Raw genomic sequence first — 16,558 nt, forward strand, 5'->3', positions numbered from 1 at the left:
CTCACGCGTCGCATGCGGGCGGGTTTGCATGATCAGTCGTCCTGCGGCCGCGTCTCGATGTATGAGCGTATGGCCCACATCGCCTCCTGGCTCAGGACCTCCTGAAAGGGCGGCATCTTGTAGGCGCCGTTCTGGCTGTAGCCCTTGCGAATGCGCTCCATGAACCACTCGTCGCCGAATGCGCCTTCATCAAGAAAACGGATATCTGGGGCAATGCCGCCGGAAATGGCTTCCAGCCCGTGGCAGCGGGCGCAGTTCTGGTTATAACCCGAGGCGCCGATCTCGATGGCGCGCTCATACTGTTCGCCACCCTTTTCGCGATAGGGGTTTTCCTCCAGCCATTCCTCACCCACCGGGTCCAGCCCGGTCGTGTCGACGGCCTGCGGTTGCACATCGCCATGGCCATAGACCACACCGACGGGAATGGAAGCCAGCAGCGCGGCGAGTGCGCAGCGGATGATGGTTTGGGTCTTCATGTCGTCTCCTCCCGGCCGAACCTCCTCGCGGACGGCCTGTCCGTGTCGGGCAAGATGTATCAACCGCCATTGCGGCCCAACATTGTCCTTTGGTGCAGAAACGGGCATGGGCGGTTTGTACTTTTTGGCAATTGGTCGTGCACACGGCTCCGGTAGTCTTTCCAAACCTGATTGCAATGCACAAGAATGAACCGTCAGGCAGGCCGGGAGGAGACACATGGCCAGAACATGCGCCGCGCTCGCGCTTGGCGCGGCAGGATTTCTTGCATCGTCGGCCGCCGCCCTTTCCCAGCAGGACCGGCTTGCCGTCGACATCGTCTATGTCCAGCAGCAGCCAGAGCGCGCGCCCGTTCTCTCCAACCTGGTCAAGTGGCCTGAAGACGAAGGGCTTCAGGGCGCGCGGCTGGGCATTGCCGACAACAACACGACCGGCAGGTTCCTCAAGCAGGACTTCACGCTGACCGAGGTGATCGTGGAGCCGGGCGGCGACACGGTCGCCGCCGCGCGCGACGCGCTTGCCGGCGGGGCGAAACTGGCCGTTCTCAACGTGCCTGGCGCCGCGTTGCAGGCCATCGCCGCCCTGCCGGAGGCCGCCGACGACCTGATCTTCAATGCCGGCAGCCCGGATGACGACCTGCGGTCAGGTGCCTGCGCCGCCAACATGCTGCACACCCTTCCCTCGCGCGCCATGCTGGCCGACGCGCTGATGCAGTTTCTGGCCAAGCGGCAATGGCGCTCGCTGTTCCTGATCGAGGGCAACCGGCCGGGCGACAAGGCCTTCGCGGAGGCGCTGCGCCGCTCGGCGAAGAAGTTCGGCCTGTCCATCGACCACGAGAAGGCCTGGCTGGACGATGCCGACATGCGCCGCAACGCCGCCCAGGAAGTGCCGGTCTTCACCCAGGCCCGCTCCTATGATGCGGTCGTCGTGGCCGACGAGGACCACGATTTCGGGCAATATGTCATGTACAACACATGGCTGCCGCGGCCGGTGGCCGGTTCTTCGGGTATGCAGCCCGTGGCCTGGGACCGGGTGGTCGAGCAATGGGGCGCGGCGCAGCTTCAGTCGCGCTTCGAGGACCAGGCGGGGCGCGGCATGATGAGCGTCGACTATGCCGCCTGGGCCGGCGTACGCTCCATCGGCGAAGCCGTGACGCGCACGAAATCGGCCGATGCTGAGACGATCCGCGACTATGTGCTGTCGGCGGACTTCTCGCTGGGCGCCTTCAAGGGCGCCAAGATGACCTATCGCGGCTGGAACGGCCAGTTGCGCCAGCCCATTCCGCTCGTCCACCCGCAGGCTGTCGTCGCGCTGGCGCCGATCGAGGGTTTCCTGCACCAGCGTACCGAACTCGACACGCTCGGCCTCGACCAGCCCGAGAGCCAATGCAACGCCTTCACGGAGTAGGTTCCATGTTTCGCACGCTTGCCGGGGCCGCGGCCCTTCTTTGCCTGACCTCCAGCACGGCGCTGGCTCACTGGGTCTATGTCAGCAATGAAAAGGACGACACGGTGTCGGTGATCGACACGGAGACCAACGAGGTCATCAAGACATTCCAGGTCGGCCAGCGGCCGCGCGGCATCACCCTTTCGCGCGATTTCACGAAGCTGTTCGTCTGCGCGTCGGACGATGACGCGGTGCAGGTGTGGGACGTGGCGACCGGTGCACTCCTGCACAACCTGCCGTCCGGCGCGGACCCGGAACAGTTCGCCCTGCATCCGGACAACAAGCATCTCTATATCGCCAACGAGGACGATGCGATTGCGACTGTGGTGGACGTGGAAAGCCGCACCGTGGTGGCGCAGATCGACGTGGGCGTGGAGCCGGAGGGCATGGCTGTCAGCCACAACGGCAAGTGGGCCATCGTGACGTCCGAGACCACCAACATGGCGCACTGGATCGACACCGAAACGCAGCAACTGGTGGAGAACACGCTGGTCGACCAGCGCCCGCGCGACGCGGAATTCTCGATCGACGACAGCGAATTGTGGGTGTCCTCGGAGATCGGCGGCACGGTGGCCGTGATCGACACGGAAAGCAAGCAGATCAAGCACACGATCTCGTTTGCCATTCCCGGCATTTCCAAGGACCGCATCCAGCCGGTGGGCATGGAACTGACCGAGGATGGCAAATATGCCTTCATCGCGCTCGGACCGGCCAACCATATCGCCGTGGTGGACCGAACGAAGAACTACGAGGTGATCGACTATATCCTCGTCGGCCGGCGCGTCTGGCACACGGCGCTGACGCCGGAGGAAGACAAGCTCTACACGACCAACGGCGTCTCGGGCGACGTGACCGTCATCGATGTCGCCAGCCTCAAGGCTGAAAAGACGATCAAGGTCGGGCGCTTCCCGTGGGGCGCGGCCGTCCTGCCGAAGGACAAGATACCGCAGTAACCGCCTGTCCATCGAAACCCGGGAGGGGAAACCATGAAACGCACCATCATTCTGGCCTGTGCGGCCGCATTTCTCGCCGGCCCGGCACTTGCCCAGTCCGGCCTTGTCGGCAAGGCGGAGGAACTGCCCGGCATCACGCTGTCCTCGGGCATGCCGCTGGCGGAAAAGCCGCTGGAGATCGAGGCCGGCAAATACTACGAAATTGTCATCACGTCCGACGGTTCGGCCGAAATGGCCATCAGCGGTCCCGCCTTCTTCCGCAATTGCTGGATCGACGAGATCGTCATCAACGATATCGAGGTGCGGCCGATGGGCGGCATAGACTCCATCGAGTTCGACGACGAGGGCGAAGCCGAAATCAGCTTCATCTGCATCAAGCCGGGCCAGTTCGAGCTGCGTGCGCCTGGCGCGGAACCGCTGGCGATCACCGTGAAGGGATGAGGCCCTTGCCAAGGCATCCTGGCGGCCGCATGGTCGGAGCATGAGCAAGGATACCCCGCATCAGGACAAGGCAGCGCTGGCCGTGGAGGGACTGACCTTTCACTACGGCCCGCGCAAGGCCCTGGACAATGTCTCCTTCGGCATCGACGCCGGGCGCACCACCATCCTTCTTGGGCCGAACGGGGCGGGCAAATCCACACTCTTTTCCCTCATCAGCGGGTTGTTCGCGCCGCAAGCCGGGCGCATCGCCATCGCCGGTCGCGACCTTCAACGCAGCGGCGCGGCGGCGCTGGCGCCGCTCGGCATCGTGTTCCAGGCGCAGACGCTCGATCTCGACCTGACGGTGGAGCAGAATCTCCGCTATTTCTGCGCGCTGCGCGGCATGGGCGGGCGCGAGGCCGGCGTGCGCATCCGCGAGGAACTCGACCGTTTTGCCATGGCCGACCGGCTTGGCGAAAAGGTGCGTTCGCTCAATGGCGGTCACCGGCGGCGCGTCGAGATCGCCCGCGCGCTCCTGCACAAGCCTGCCATCCTGCTGCTGGACGAGCCGACCGTGGGGCTGGACATTCCGACCCGGCGCGACCTGATCGCGCGGCTGCATGAACGGGCGAGCCACGACAATGTCGCCTTGCTCTGGGCCACGCACCTGATCGACGAGGTCGCGGAGGACGACTACGTCATCGTCATGCATCGCGGGGCCATCGTGGCGCAGGGCCTGCCGGCGGTGCTGAGGGCACAAACCGGCACACCGGATCTCGGCGCGGCCTTTGCCGCCTTGACGCCGGAGGCGCGCGCCGCATGACCGCCCCCTCCCCCTTGCGCGCCTTTGGCGGCATCGCCCGGCGCGAATTGCTGCGGTTCCTGAACCAGCGCGAACGCTTCTTCGCCGCGCTGGTGCGCCCGCTGGTCTGGCTGATCGTCTTCGCGGCCGGCTTCCGGGCCGCCCTCGGGCTGTCCATCATCCCGCCCTACCAGACCTACATCACCTACGAGGTCTACATCGTTCCGGGGCTGATCGGCATGATCCAGCTTTTCAACGGGATGCAGTCATCGCTCTCCATGGTCTACGATCAGGAAATGGGCTCCATGCGCGTGCTGCTGACCACGCCCTTGCCCCGCTGGTTCCTGCTGCTGGCCAAGCTGATGGCGGGCGTGACCGTTTCCATCGTGCAGGCCTATGCCTTTCTCGTCATCGCGATGCTGTTCGGGATCGACATCCCGCCTTCCGGCCTGCTTCCGGTCCTGCCGGCGCTAGTGCTTACCGGCCTGATGGTCGGCGCGCTCGGGCTGCTGCTGGCATCCGTCATCAAGCAGCTTGAGAACTTCGCCGGTGTGATGAATTTCGTGATCTTCCCGATGTTCTTCCTGTCCACCGCGCTCTATCCCGTCTGGAAGATGCGCGAGGCCAGCGCCATCCTGGCGGAAATCTGCCAGTGGAACCCGTTTTCCCATGGTATCGAGCTGATCCGGTTCGCGCTTTATGGCGAGATGAACTGGCTGGCGCTGGCGGTGACGGCGGGCAGCGGGCTGGTCTTCTTCCTGGCGGCGAGCTGGGCCTTCGATCCGGCGCGCCGGTTCCGGGCCGGACGCACGGCCTGAACCGTCATCAACCTTCGTGTTGCTCTGGCGGAAAAAGCGCCAGGATTTCCGAGAGCATGTCCGCCACGGCCTGCGGCGTGCGCTCCTCGCGCGGGACACCGACCCGGTAGACGCCGCGCACGGTGGCCGGCCGGCCAGACAACATGACGATCTCGTCGGCCAGCTCCAGCGCTTCACGCAGGTTGTGCGTGACCATAAGCGCCGTCGTCGGGCGGGCCGACCAGACGTCCATGAGCAGGCGGCGCAGGCGTTCGGCCGTCGGTTCATCCAGCGAGACGAAGGGCTCATCGAGCAGAAGAAGAGACGGCTCCAGCGCGAAGGCGCGGGCCAGCGCGACACGGCGCGCAAGACCAAGCGACAATTGGCCTGGAAAGAAGTCCTCCATGCCGGTCAGCCCGAGCGTGGCATAAAGGCCGGTGAGATCGGCGTCCGCGCGCGCGCCTGACAGCGGCAGGCGGACATTGCGGTCGACCGAGCGCCAGGGCAGCAGGCGCGGTTCCTGGAAGACGACGCCGGTGCGCCCCTGGTCCGGCTTTGCAATTGTGCCTTCGAAGGCTTCGTCGAGGCCGAGAATGAGGCGCAGGGTGGTGGTCTTGCCGCAACCCGACGGGCCGACAAGGCAGGCAAAGCGCCCCTCGCCCACCGAGAACGACAGGTCGCGAAGGGTGACGAGCCGGCCGCCGCCTTCCGTCGGAAATGCCTTTTCACGAATGTCGACCTCAAGCGGCACGGGGCCTCCAGCGGCGCGCATGGCGCTCGTATGGCTGGATCAGGAGGAGTTCCACGGCAATCATCACCGCAACGAAGGCCAGCGTGTAGCCGAGGATCGCGGCAACATCGAAGAACTGGAAATAGAGATGGATCTGGAAGCCGACGCCGTTTGGCCTGCCCAGCAGTTCGACGACGAGGACGATCTTCCAGATCAACGCGATGCCCGAGCGCGCCGAGGCAGCGAAATAGGGCTGGAGCTGCGGCAGGACCACCTCACGCAGCGTGGTGAGGCGGGAGAAGCGGAAGACCTTCGCCATCTCCGAATAGTGCGGGTCCATGGAGCGCGCGCCCTCGCGCATGGTGACGATCACGTTGGGAATCTTGTTGACCGCGACGGCCCCGATGGCCGCAGCTTCCGACAGCCCGAACCAGATATAGGCCAGCACGATAGTCACGAGGGCGGGGATGTTGATGAAGAGGATCACCCAGGGGTCGAAGAAGCGGTCGAGGCGCGCCGACTGGCCAAGCGCGATGCCTATGGCCGAGCCGATGGCCATGGCGACCGCGAAGGCGCCTACCACGCGCATCAGCGTCATGGACAGGTGAAAGGGCAATTCGCCGCTCACGGTCTCTTTCGCGACGAAGGCGAAAACCTGTCCGGGCGGCGGAAAGATGCGCGAGCCGATCAGGTGCGCGGCGACGAACCAGACCACAAAGAGACCGGCCAGCGACACCAGCAGTGTCACGGCCGGCCGTGAGTTGGGCTTGCCAGCCAAGGGAGGTTACCCCGATCAGAAATTGCTCTTCAATTCGCTCCAGTAGGTGCCGGGCTGCATCTTCGTCTCGCCGCCCGTCAGCTTCTCGCCACCGACACGGGCCAGCACCTCGAACAGGCGCGCCGCGTCTTCCTCCTCGTCGGCGGCGGGACGTGCCGGTATGCCGTCGCGGTAGCGGTCGCGCAGCGTGGTCAATGCCTTGCCCTCGTCCTTGATGGCGCCGCTCTCATGCAACCGGTCCCATTCGGCATCGGAAGCCTTGAGCAGTTCCTTGGTCTCACGCGAGGCCTTGACGAAACCCATGGCCAGTTGCGGGTTTTCCTTCGCCCAGCCTTCATGGAAGATGTAGCCCAGGGCCGAAACCGGACCGGATGCGCCCAGCGCATTGGCGGCATCTTCCGCCGAGACCAGCTTGCGGAACCCTTCGGCCTCCAGGCGCGCGCTCCAATGCCAGAAGTTCAGCACGGCATCGAGTTCGCCCATCTTCGCCTTTTCCGCCAGCAGGGGCGGTGCGCCATAGGCGATCTCGTTTTCGGCTGCCAGGTCCAGGCCGTATTCCTGTCTTGCCATGGCCTGAATGAGCAGCCAGCTCTTGTCGAGCGGGCCGCCCGCGACACCCAGCGTCTTGCCCTTGAGGTCGGCCAGCGATTGCAGCGGGGAATCGGCGGCAACCATGATCATGCCGACCGACGACGAATAGGGCACCATGGTCAGATCGCCGCCGCTGGCACGATCCCGCGAGACCTCCAGCCAGTCCGACACGATGACATCGACCGCGCCGGCGCGCAGGGCGACCGCAGTCGCATCCTCGCCGGCGAAACCGACGATCTCCACGTCGATACCATGACGGGCATCAAGGCCGTTTGCCTTCATCGCCTTGAGTTCCCAGTTGACGGTGCCGTATTTCAGCACACCGACCTTCACGCTCTCCGCGGCTTGAGCCGGGACAAATGCGAGTACTATGGCGGCCGCGACGGCAGCGCCCATGACGCGCTTGAACATGATTTCCTCCTCAGACTGGCAGCAGCGCTGCCGGTTCTCCTCCTCCAGCATCCTAGGGCCGGAGCAGGCGCCGGCGAATTGCACTATGGTACAGATGCCGACGGCAGGGGCGACATGCAAAATCATCCACGGGAGGAAACAGGCATGCGCAGCTTGATCGTGCTGCTGAACGCCATCGTCTTGGCTTTTGCCCCTGGCGCACCATCGTCCGCGGAGGCGGGGGGCGGAGCGTTGCCGCCGGGGGTCGATCCGGCGACCGGCTTTCGCATGCAGCGCTACCGCGCACCCACGCCGGATTTCCTGCCGGACGGGGCGGTGGTGGACAGCGCGGGCGTGCGCGCCGCCATGAGCGACGGCCGGACCGTGCTCGTGGATGTGTACCCGCCCAAGGGTGCCGGCCCGGATCCGCTGGACGGCACGTGGCGCAATTCCGAGACGCGGCAAACCATTCCGGGTGCCGTCTGGCTGCCGGAGGTGGGACGCGGATTCCTGGCAGACGACTACGAGGCCTATTTCCGCCGGAACCTCGCCGCCCTCACCGGGGGCGACCTGAACCGCCCGCTTCTTTTCTTCTGCACCGCGGATTGCTGGCAAGGGTGGAACGCGGCGCGCCGCGCGATCCTGTGGGGCCATGGCGCGGTGAGCTGGTATCCCGGTGGAACCGACCAATGGGTGCTGGATGGCGGTGCCGTGACCACAGCGGAACCGGTCAACTTCCTGAATGAACCGAAATGAGTGCCGGAAGCCCCTTTCCGGCCATGGAGTGCTGACGAACCCATGGACCAGGCCAATTCCAACTCCGCAAGCATGGACGCGGCGGCCGCCTTCGAGGCAGCCCGCGGCTGGCTCGGCACGCGGCTGATCGGCCGCGCGGCGCTCATCGACCGCCTGATGATCGCACTCCTGACCGGCGGCCACGTGCTGATCGAAGGCGCGCCGGGGCTGGCAAAGACCCGCGCCATCCGCCTTTTCGCGCAATGCGTCTCGGCCGATTTCGTGCGCATCCAGTCGACGCCCGACCTGCTGCCGGCGGACCTGACCGGCACGACGGTGTTCCGCCCGGAAACAGGCACGTTCGAATTCGTCGAGGGACCGCTCTTCTCCAACGTGGTTCTGGTGGACGAGGTGAACCGCGCGCCGCCCAAGGTGCAATCGGCCCTGCTGGAGGCGATGGGCGAAGGCCAGATCACGGCTGGCGGCGTGACGCGGCGCCTCGGCCTGCCCTTCCTCGTGGCGGCGACGCAAAATCCCATCGAGCACGAGGGTACCTATCCCTTGCCCGAGGCGCAGCTCGACCGCTTTCTCTTCTTCGTCGAAATTCCCATGCCGGGCGCGGATGAGGAACGTTTCATCCTCGACCTGGCCCTTGGCGAGGCGGCAGGCGCGGGCGGCGGCAGCGCGCCCGCCATCGCAGCCGATACGCTGGCAGCGGCGCAGGGCGCGGTGGCATCCGTGCATGTGGCACCGGCGGTGCGCGACTATATCGTGCGCCTTGTCGCGGCAACGCGCGGCGAGGGTGCGGGCGCGGCGGCGGCAGCCGATATCGAGCATGCCGCCAGCCCGCGCGGCACGATCGGCCTGGCACAGGCCGCGCAAGCGGCCGCCTGGCTTGACGGGCGCGACCATGTGCTGCCGCTCGATGTGCGCGACCTGGCGGTGGACGTGCTCTCCGGGCGGATCGGGCTGACCTACCGCGCGCGGGCGGAAGGGCGGACAGCGCAATCCGTCATCGCCGCCATCGCGGACATGGTGCCGGTGACCTGACATGCTGGCGCCAGGCGACGGTACCGCTCTCACGCTCGACCGCCTGATCGGACTGCAGGCGGAGGTTCTGGCCGGCGGAGGCGCAAGCCTGCGCGGGCTGACCCATTTTCCGGGCCTCGTGCGTGGCCCGAAACGCGGCCACGGCCTCGATTTCGACGACCTGCGTCTTTACGCGCCGGGCGACGACGTGCGCCATATCGACTGGAACGTGACCGCGCGCACCGGCCGGCCGCATACGCGGCTCTACCGCGAAGAGCGCGAACGGGCCATTACCGTGGCGCTGGACCTGCGTCCTTCGATGATGACCGGATCGGCCATGCTGCGCGCCGTGGCCGCCGGCGAACTGGCCGCCGCCATTGCCTGGCAGGCGGCACGTGACGGCGACCGCACCGGCGCGGCTGTCTGGTCCGGCGATGCGGTCGAGGCCAGCCGGCCGGCCAGCGGAGACAGGGGGGCACTCGGTGCCGCACGCCTGTTTGCCGAGGGTTTTGCCGGCGCACGCAGGGCTGATCGCAGCGCCGGGGACAGCAGCCTGGACCATTTCATCGGCTGGCTGAACGGCGCCGGACGGGCAGCCGGCGCCGCCATTCTGGTGACCGGCATGGACAGGCCCGGGCCCGGCTTCGCCGCCGCCATCGCAGAGGCCGCCAGCCGCCGCCGGCTGGGGCTCGTTCACCTTGTCGATCCGATGGAATTGCACAGCCTGCCGCCGGGACGCTACACTTTCAATGCCGGCAGCAAGCCGGCGCTGGCGCAACTGAACCGCGGCGCGGCGCAGGAAGCCGTCCGGCGCATGGCTGCGCAGCGCGCGCGGCTGCATGGCGACATCGAGGCGCAGGGGGTTCCGGTCTTCACGCATGTTTCGGGAGAGCCGGTTTCCGAAGCGCTCCGGGCACTGGAACTGCGCGGCTGGCTATGACAGCGTCAGGCTGAACGGACGGGCTATGCAAAACCCACTCGACGACCTTCGCGACATTCACCTGCCGGACCCGCCGCCCGGCCTGCCGGACTGGCTTCTCGTCTTCATCGCCGCAAGCGCCCTGGCTGCCGCGGTGCTGCTCATCACCACGCTCTTCAGCCGCGGATCGCCTGCCATCCGCGCCACACTGGCGCAACTGGACAAGGTCGACACGGGCGACGATGGACGCGCCATCGCGCACATGGCCATGCTGTTGCGCCGCTATGCGCTGGCCCGGCTCAAGGGTCCGTCTGCCAGCGATGCCGCGCGGTTGACCGGGGAAGCCTGGCTGGAGCGGCTGGACGACCTGACGCAAAGCCGCTTCTTTACCCATGGCGACGGGCGGGTCTTCGGCCATGCGCTTTATGCCGGCGGGCCCTATCCGGATGCCGACCTTCTCAAGCACGACCTGGCGCGCCTGCTGAAACGTCAGGGACTGAAACCATGGTGAGTTTCGGTTTTCCGCTGGCCCTGCTGGCGCTGCCCCTGCCGGTCATGCTGGTCTTCTGGGGGCACGGGCGGGAAGCCGCCGAAGCGCCTGCCCTGCCGCCGGCCCTTTCCGAGGCGCTGGCGGCGGCGTCGACGGGCGCGGGCACGCGGGTTTCACCACGGCTTCTGCTGTTCGCCCTCGCATGGCTGTGCCTTGTGGCGGGCGCGGCCCAGCCCCGCCTGGCCCTGGGCGAGACCGTCACCCCGGCAAGCGGACGGGCGCTGGCACTGGCGGTCGACCTGTCGGGTTCGATGGAGCGGCGGGATTTCGTGCTCGACGGGGCTGCCAGCGACCGGCTGAGCGCCGTCAAGGCCGTGGCCAGCGCCTTCATCGAGAAACGCCAGGGCGACAGGATCGGCCTTGTCCTGTTCGGCGACGAGGCGTTTTCCGCCAGTCCCGTGAGCTTCGATCGTTCGGCTGTCATCCACGCACTCAACGAAAGCGCCATCGGCATGGCAGGGCGAACGACTGCCATTGGCGAGGCACTCGGCCTTGCCATCGTGAAATTGCGCGACGACCCGGCAGCGCAGCGCGCCGTGGTGCTGCTGTCGGACGGCACCAACAATTCGGGATCGGTGGAGCCCGAGGACGCGGCACGGCTGGCGCGCGACAACGGCATCCGCATTCACGCCATCGGGCTTGGCAGCGTCCGCCAGGCCGATGACGGCAGCCCGCTGGACCCCTCCGCCGACCTGGACGAGGCGACGCTCAAGGCCGTGTCCGACATCTCGGGCGGACAATTCTTCCGCGCCCGGACACTGGAGGAATTGGCAGCGGCCTACGAATCCATCGACCGAATGGAAGCCGCGCAAGCCGCCGCACCGCCCTTCGTGCCTGAGCGCGACCTCACGGCGCTTGCGGCAATCGGCTTCATTCTCTTCATGGCGCTGGCCATGGCGCCTCTAGGCCGGAGGCTTTCGGCATGACGCTGCTGGCGCCCCTCTGGCTGATCCCGGCGGCGGCGTGCCTGGCGGCAGCCTTCCTTTGGCCGGGCCGTTCAGCGCGCGATGACTGGGACAAGGTGATCACCGCGCCCCTGCTTGCGTTGCTGCGTCCGCGCCGATCCGGAAGCCGCCGCTTCAACCCGGCATTGGGTGCCATCGCGCTGGCCCTTGCCGCTCTTTCCGCGCCGGCATTGCCATCGAACGACGCTCGCGCATTCCGCCATGCCGAAGCCTGGCTGATCATGGTCGATGTCTCCAAGTCGATGACGCTCAACGACATCCGCCCGAGCCGGATCGCCGCCGCGCGTGAAAGCGCCATCGCGCTTTCGCAGGCCGCCGGCGCCCGCGCCACCGGCCTTGCCGTTTTTGCAGGCGATGCCTTCCTCGCCGAGCCCTTCGCCTTCGACCGGCGCCACTTTGCGGCCCTTGCCCGGTCGATCGACCATGGACTTGTGCCGGTCGAGGGCTCGGACTTGGCCCGCGCGCTTTCCCTTGCCGCCTCCGTCGTGTCCGATGCCGGCCTTGCCCGGGTGCGTCTGTTCCTGCTGACCGACACAGGTGGCGCAAACGCCAATGCCGTGGCCACGGCCGCGCAATTCGCCGCGCGCGGCCATCGCATCGATGTCGTGGCCTTTGCCGATGAAACCGCCGGGGGGCCCGTCCCGGTGGACATGGAAACGGCGGCCGCGCTTGCCCGGGCGGGCGGCGGCACATTGTACCGCTCCGACAGGCTGGGGCAGGTGGACATCTCCGGCGTGGCCGGCTCAACCCGGACGCATGGCGCGCGCCTGGCGCTGGCCGGCTTGCAGCCTGACGGGACCGCCCTGCTGTCGCACTGGCTGCTGCTGGCGGCCTTGCCGCTGGCCCTGCTGGCCCTGCGCAGGGCATGGCCATGAGATCGCGTCTGACCCTTGCGTTTCTGCTCGCTGCCGGCGTGCCCGCGCATGCCTCCGACGACTATCTCGCGCATCAGCTTTTCGCTGAAGGGCGCCATGCGGAAGCAGCCGAGATTTTCACCGATCCGGCCTGGAAAGGCGTGGCGTTCTACCGGTCGGAGCAATGGTGGCGGGCCGCGGAGGCTTTCGTGCGCGCCTCCGATCCGCAATCGCTCTACAATCTCGGCAATACCTATGTGCGCATGTCCTATTTCGCGCTGGCGCTTGAAAGCTATCAGGCCGCGCTGTCGCTGCAACCGGATTTCGCCGATGCACGGCACAATGCCGCGATCATGCGCGAAATCCTGAAACGGCAGGATGACAAGAAGGGGCAGGCAGCGCTCACGCCGCGCCAGAAGGCCATCGACCGGGTGGAGGAAGAGAAGCAGGACGAGGACGGCCGCGACTCCGCTTCCGGCGCGGAAAAGGGCGAGAAAGGCGAACGCCAGGAGGGGCGCGACCGCCAGGGCAATACCGACAGCCGGCAGCCGGCACCCGAGGCAGTGGCCGAGGGCGACAGCGGCGAGGCCGGGGACAATCGGCGGCCACCGGAAGAGGAAGGCGAAGGCGGCGGCACGGTGAAGGGAACGCGCGGTGACGAGGACCCCTCCGGGCGGCCTTCCGGAGGCAGCGAGAGCGCCGCGGAAAGCCCGATGAGCGAGGCTGCCGGCGCGCGCGCACAACTGGAGCAAAACCAGGCGACGGAGCAATGGCTGAACGCCATCACCGACGATCCTGCGCGCTACCTGCGCACCCGCATCGCGCTGGAACTGCGCCGCCGCAAAGCCGCCGGCAATGCACCGGACGAGGGGCAATCGCCATGGTGATGCGCCCTGCCCTGCTTGCACTCAGCCTGTTCCTGCTCGTGCTTGCGGGCCCGGGCCTGGCCCGTGCGGCCACGATTTCATCGCCGTCCATATCGCTGCGTCTGGAATCCGACCGGATCGTTTCCGGCGACACGGTGGTGCTGGAAATCGAATCGGTGGGACTCGACGCGCCGATCGATCTCGGACCCCTTCGCGACATTGCCGCGATCGGGCGCGAAACCTATGGCACGCGCATTGCCGTGATCGAGGGCAAGGTGGTGGAGGTGAAGCTGCGGCGAATCGAGATCGTGCCAAGGGAGACCGGGCTTGTGATCGTCGGACCGCTGAGCGCGGGTGCCGTCTCGTCGAATTCGCAATCGGTGACCGTTCTGGCGGAGCCTCCGCCGGACTGGTCGCCCGGGCCGGACGACCTTCAGCTTGTCATGCGGGTGTCGAAAGCGGACCCGCATGTGCAGGAGGAGGTGATCCTCGACATCGAACTTGCGCACCGCCATCCCCTTGTCGCCGACGAAATGCCGGTGCCCGACCTGTCCGGTCTGGACGCGGTGCCGGTCCATGAAGAGCGGCGCACACTGGATGAGAAGGCGGGCCTGCGCCGTATCGCCTGGCGCTATCTGGTATGGCCGCGCCGCTCCGGCGCGCTTGTCATACCCGGTGTCTCGGCCAGCGGCGAAATGCAGAAATCGCGGCTGGAGCGCGGGGCGTTCTCCGTGGCGACGCCGCCGCTTCACCTGTCGGTGCGGCCGGCGGCCGTGGATTCGGGCGCCTGGTGGCTGCCCGCCCGCGGGCTGACGCTGAGCGAGGAATGGTCGCAAGAGGTGCAGGGCCTCAATGCCGGCGACGAGATCGTCCGGACGATTACCGTGCGAGCGGCCGGTGTGCGGGCCGTCCAGATTCCCGATCTCGCCATGCCGCCGGCCCGGGCGCTCGCCATCACGCCGCTTGGCAGCGAACGCAAGCAGCGCATCACGCCGCAGGGCATGCAAGCGGAAGCCATTTTCCGGTTTCGTGTGCGCGCGCTGAGCCCCATCCCGGTGTTTCCGGACACGATCCGGCTGCCATGGTTCGACACCGAGGCCGGAGTGGCGCGCGAATCGATCCTGCCGGCACGGCGGATCAATGTCGGCATTCCCGACCGCGATGCCCTGCTACTACAGGCGGTGGAGGAGCGGACGATGATCGGGAGGCTGGCCGCCTGGCTGCGCGTCACCACGGCGCCGGGCATGATGGCGGCCACGGCTCTGGGCCTGCTGCTAGCGGCGGCCGGCCTGGGGCTTGGCAATCGCATCGGCATGCTCCGGCAGCGATGGCATGTGCGGCGCTCATGGCGGAGGCTTGTGCGTGAGGCCCGGCAGGTGATCCGCTCCGCCAGTCCGCCCGAAGCGGCAGCCCGGCTGGACGCCCTGTGCAGAATGCCCGGCGGAACACCCCTGCGCCCGGTGCTGGTTGCAGCCGGCGCGGCAGCCTATGGGCCGGGCGAAGCGGGCGAAGGCTGGCGAATGCGTGCGCTGGACGCGCTGGAAGCGGCAAGCCGGAGCGCCGAGGGGAAAGGCTTTCCTCAGCCGTCAACAGCAGCGCCACACCTGCCCCCGTTGTGAGGTCTTGTCGCGCCCTGGCCGCGCCGCGGGCCGGCAAGAGGCCAGACGGGAAGCACCGAAGAGGCGATCGGTTCAATGCCAAATTCAATTGTATGAAAAGAGAAGAAATGGCGCGAGTGACGGGGCTCGAACCCGCGACCTCCGGCGTGACAGGCCGGCACTCTAACCGACTGAGCTACACCCGCGCTTTTCGACGTGGTTGCCGTTTCCGGCGGCGTCGTGGGGGTGAATTAAGCGGAACCGGGGAGACTGTCAAGCGGATGATGACGTGGAAATGACGACTTTTTTCATTTCCTTGCGGAAGAGGTGCGCGGCACTGCTTTGGGCTTGCCTCGCGGGCTTGAAGCGCCTATCTGTTCAGCCGGTTCCCGAAGCGCCCGCCGGCGCATCAAGGGGCGGTTAGCTCAGCTGGTAGAGCGCCTCGTTTACACCGAGGATGTCGGGAGTTCGAGTCTCTCACCGCCCACCATGTTCTCTTTTGAGCCTCCCCTTGAAACATCGCGCCAAGAGGCGCGGCGCGCTTCGCCAGCATCAACCGATGCCAGCCCCAGTGCGGACCCGCCGCGCGCTTGGCCGCCCGCCACGCGTACCGTAAGATGGAGGGTATGGGATATGTGACCTCGCTCTTCGCGCGCAGGGTGGTCGCCGCTGCTGGCGACGGGATCGATGCGGCGGCGATGCTGGCCAGTGTCGGAATTGCCCCCGGCGACCCCTGGGAGGCGCGGCACATGGTTCCGGCCGCGCGCTATTACGACATGCTCGAAAGGATCGCCGACCAGATCGATGTCACCGACCTGCCGCTGCGCACGGGTGCCTCCATGCGGCTTGACGAATACGGTGCGCTCGGACTGGCCTTCAAGGCCGCGACGACGCTCGGGGCTTCCTACGCAAGGGTGGAGCGCTATGCGCGCCTGTGGACCAGCGTCGTCGAATACGAGCTGCGTCCGGTCGCTGGCGGTTCGCTCTTCATCCTGCATCGGGCGGGCGAACGCCGCCTCGGGATGCGGCTGTCGAACGAGGCGACCCTTGCCAGCGCCGTGTCAATCGCAAGGCAGGTCAGCCCGGTGCCGCTCGCGCCGGTGGAAGTGCTGGTCCGGCATCCCGCCCCGCACTCGACAGCCGCGCACGAGGACTGGTTCGGCTGCCCGGTGCGCTTCGGCGCCGAACTCGACGCGATCCGCTATACCGACGCGATGCTGGCGCGGCCCAACATCCTTGGGGACGAGGGCATCTCGCAATATCTCACCACGCATCTCGATGCGGAACTGTCCCGGATCGTCCAGGAGCCCGCGCTTGTCACCCAGGCGAAAGCCGCAATCGCCCAGGCCCTCAGCGAGGGGGCGCCGAAAATGGCCGGAATCGCCCGTGGACTCGGACTCAGCGCGCGGTCCTTCCACAGGCGCCTCTCCGAACACGGGATAAGCTTTCAGGCGCTGACCGAGGAAACCCGCCGCGACCTCGCCGAGGGGCTTTTGCGCGACGAGCGCCACTCGCTTGCCGAAATCGCCTTTCTCACCGGCTTCTCCGAGCAGAGCGCCTTTACCCGCGCGTTCAAGCGCTGGGCCGGCACGACGCCCGCGACCTACCGCAAGGATCTGCTCCGGCGCTGACGGGGACATTGGCGGCGGCGGTCAAAATGC

The 16,558-nt window shown here is 67.0% G+C and carries 18 protein-coding genes and 2 tRNA genes; 15 read left to right on the forward strand and 5 right to left on the reverse strand.

Annotated features, from left to right (window positions below; translation table 11 throughout):
* Nucleotides 1-32: 32 nt before the first annotated feature.
* Nucleotides 33-476, reverse strand: coding sequence for a cytochrome c-550 PedF (pedF, locus tag R3D65_RS18940; RefSeq protein ID WP_371276901.1), 444 nt, complete (start codon nucleotides 474-476; stop codon nucleotides 33-35).
* A 217-nt stretch (nucleotides 477-693) separates the two neighbouring features.
* Between pedF and R3D65_RS18945 the strand changes: the two genes are divergently transcribed.
* Genes R3D65_RS18945 through R3D65_RS18965 form a run of 5 tightly spaced genes read left to right on the forward strand, consistent with a single transcriptional unit; the run spans nucleotide 694 to nucleotide 4,913 of the window.
* Nucleotides 694-1,881 carry an ABC transporter substrate-binding protein gene (locus R3D65_RS18945; RefSeq protein ID WP_371276902.1) on the forward strand — a complete coding sequence of 396 codons (1,188 nt, stop codon included), beginning with the start codon at nucleotides 694-696 and terminating at the stop codon, nucleotides 1,879-1,881.
* Between the two features lie 5 nt (nucleotides 1,882-1,886).
* Nucleotides 1,887-2,873: a YVTN family beta-propeller repeat protein gene (locus tag R3D65_RS18950; RefSeq protein WP_371276903.1), complete on the forward strand. Its 987-nt coding sequence runs from the start codon at nucleotides 1,887-1,889 to the stop codon at nucleotides 2,871-2,873.
* Between the two features lie 33 nt (nucleotides 2,874-2,906).
* Nucleotides 2,907-3,314: a hypothetical protein gene (locus tag R3D65_RS18955; protein WP_371276904.1), complete on the forward strand. Its 408-nt coding sequence runs from the start codon at nucleotides 2,907-2,909 to the stop codon at nucleotides 3,312-3,314.
* A 40-nt stretch (nucleotides 3,315-3,354) separates the two neighbouring features.
* Entirely contained in the window at nucleotides 3,355-4,116 is a 762-nt protein-coding gene (locus R3D65_RS18960) for an ABC transporter ATP-binding protein (protein ID WP_371276905.1), read from the forward strand.
* On the forward strand, nucleotides 4,113-4,913 hold the full coding sequence (locus R3D65_RS18965) for an ABC transporter permease (RefSeq protein ID WP_371276906.1): 801 nt from the start codon (nucleotides 4,113-4,115) through the stop codon (nucleotides 4,911-4,913). Before R3D65_RS18960 ends, R3D65_RS18965 begins: the two co-directional genes overlap by 4 nt.
* 7 nt (nucleotides 4,914-4,920) lie before the next feature.
* On the opposite strand, the gene R3D65_RS18970 is transcribed toward R3D65_RS18965, so the two are convergent.
* From R3D65_RS18970 to R3D65_RS18980, 3 genes are read right to left on the reverse strand one after another with little or no spacing between them, the layout of a single operon-like run.
* Nucleotides 4,921-5,643, reverse strand: a complete 723-nt coding sequence (locus R3D65_RS18970; RefSeq protein WP_371276908.1) for an ABC transporter ATP-binding protein — start codon at nucleotides 5,641-5,643, stop codon at nucleotides 4,921-4,923.
* On the reverse strand, nucleotides 5,633-6,370 hold the full coding sequence (locus R3D65_RS18975) for an ABC transporter permease (RefSeq protein WP_371276933.1): 738 nt from the start codon (nucleotides 6,368-6,370) through the stop codon (nucleotides 5,633-5,635). The genes R3D65_RS18970 and R3D65_RS18975 overlap by 11 nt, the downstream gene beginning before the upstream one ends.
* A 45-nt stretch (nucleotides 6,371-6,415) precedes the next feature.
* Nucleotides 6,416-7,402: an ABC transporter substrate-binding protein gene (locus R3D65_RS18980; RefSeq protein ID WP_371276909.1), complete on the reverse strand. Its 987-nt coding sequence runs from the start codon at nucleotides 7,400-7,402 to the stop codon at nucleotides 6,416-6,418.
* Nucleotides 7,403-7,546: 144 nt separating this feature from the next.
* On the opposite strand from R3D65_RS18980, the gene R3D65_RS18985 reads away from it, so the two are divergent.
* The 8 genes from R3D65_RS18985 to R3D65_RS19020 are packed head-to-tail and all read left to right on the forward strand — an operon-like array spanning nucleotide 7,547 to nucleotide 14,918.
* Nucleotides 7,547-8,137, forward strand: a complete 591-nt coding sequence (locus R3D65_RS18985; protein ID WP_371276910.1) for a rhodanese-like domain-containing protein — start codon at nucleotides 7,547-7,549, stop codon at nucleotides 8,135-8,137.
* Between the two features lie 42 nt (nucleotides 8,138-8,179).
* The gene (locus tag R3D65_RS18990) at nucleotides 8,180-9,166 is read left to right on the forward strand and encodes an AAA family ATPase (protein WP_371276911.1); all 987 of its coding nucleotides are present in this window, start codon (nucleotides 8,180-8,182) and stop codon (nucleotides 9,164-9,166) included.
* A 1-nt stretch (nucleotide 9,167) separates the two neighbouring features.
* Nucleotides 9,168-10,085 carry a DUF58 domain-containing protein gene (locus R3D65_RS18995; RefSeq protein ID WP_371276912.1) on the forward strand — a complete coding sequence of 306 codons (918 nt, stop codon included), beginning with the start codon at nucleotides 9,168-9,170 and terminating at the stop codon, nucleotides 10,083-10,085.
* Nucleotides 10,086-10,110: 25 nt separating this feature from the next.
* On the forward strand, nucleotides 10,111-10,575 hold the full coding sequence (locus R3D65_RS19000; RefSeq protein WP_371276913.1) for a DUF4381 domain-containing protein: 465 nt from the start codon (nucleotides 10,111-10,113) through the stop codon (nucleotides 10,573-10,575).
* Nucleotides 10,569-11,540 (forward strand): VWA domain-containing protein, encoded by a 972-nt coding sequence (locus R3D65_RS19005; RefSeq protein ID WP_371276914.1) that lies wholly within the window; start codon nucleotides 10,569-10,571, stop codon nucleotides 11,538-11,540. Before R3D65_RS19000 ends, R3D65_RS19005 begins: the two co-directional genes overlap by 7 nt.
* Complete coding sequence (locus R3D65_RS19010; RefSeq protein WP_371276915.1) at nucleotides 11,537-12,454, forward strand: VWA domain-containing protein; 918 nt, start codon at nucleotides 11,537-11,539, stop codon at nucleotides 12,452-12,454. Before R3D65_RS19005 ends, R3D65_RS19010 begins: the two co-directional genes overlap by 4 nt.
* A complete protein-coding gene (locus R3D65_RS19015) occupies nucleotides 12,451-13,320 on the forward strand; it encodes a tetratricopeptide repeat protein (protein WP_371276916.1) in 870 nt (289 codons plus the stop codon). Before R3D65_RS19010 ends, R3D65_RS19015 begins: the two co-directional genes overlap by 4 nt.
* On the forward strand, nucleotides 13,314-14,918 hold the full coding sequence (locus R3D65_RS19020; protein ID WP_371276917.1) for a hypothetical protein: 1,605 nt from the start codon (nucleotides 13,314-13,316) through the stop codon (nucleotides 14,916-14,918). Before R3D65_RS19015 ends, R3D65_RS19020 begins: the two co-directional genes overlap by 7 nt.
* Before the next feature lie 108 nt (nucleotides 14,919-15,026).
* Here the strand turns inward: R3D65_RS19020 and R3D65_RS19025 are convergent.
* A tRNA-Asp gene (locus R3D65_RS19025) sits at nucleotides 15,027-15,103 on the reverse strand.
* 208 nt (nucleotides 15,104-15,311) lie between these two features.
* Here R3D65_RS19025 and R3D65_RS19030 point away from each other — a divergent pair.
* Both R3D65_RS19030 and R3D65_RS19035 read left to right on the forward strand, forming a co-directional pair.
* Nucleotides 15,312-15,387, forward strand: a tRNA-Val gene (locus tag R3D65_RS19030).
* A gap of 136 nt (nucleotides 15,388-15,523) precedes the next feature.
* Nucleotides 15,524-16,528 carry an AraC family transcriptional regulator gene (locus R3D65_RS19035; protein WP_371276918.1) on the forward strand — a complete coding sequence of 335 codons (1,005 nt, stop codon included), beginning with the start codon at nucleotides 15,524-15,526 and terminating at the stop codon, nucleotides 16,526-16,528.
* The last annotated feature ends 30 nt before the right edge of the window (nucleotides 16,529-16,558 follow it).

The sequence above is a fragment of the Zhengella sp. genome, assembly GCF_041397485.1.
Classification (GTDB): Bacteria; Pseudomonadota; Alphaproteobacteria; order Rhizobiales; family Rhizobiaceae; genus Zhengella.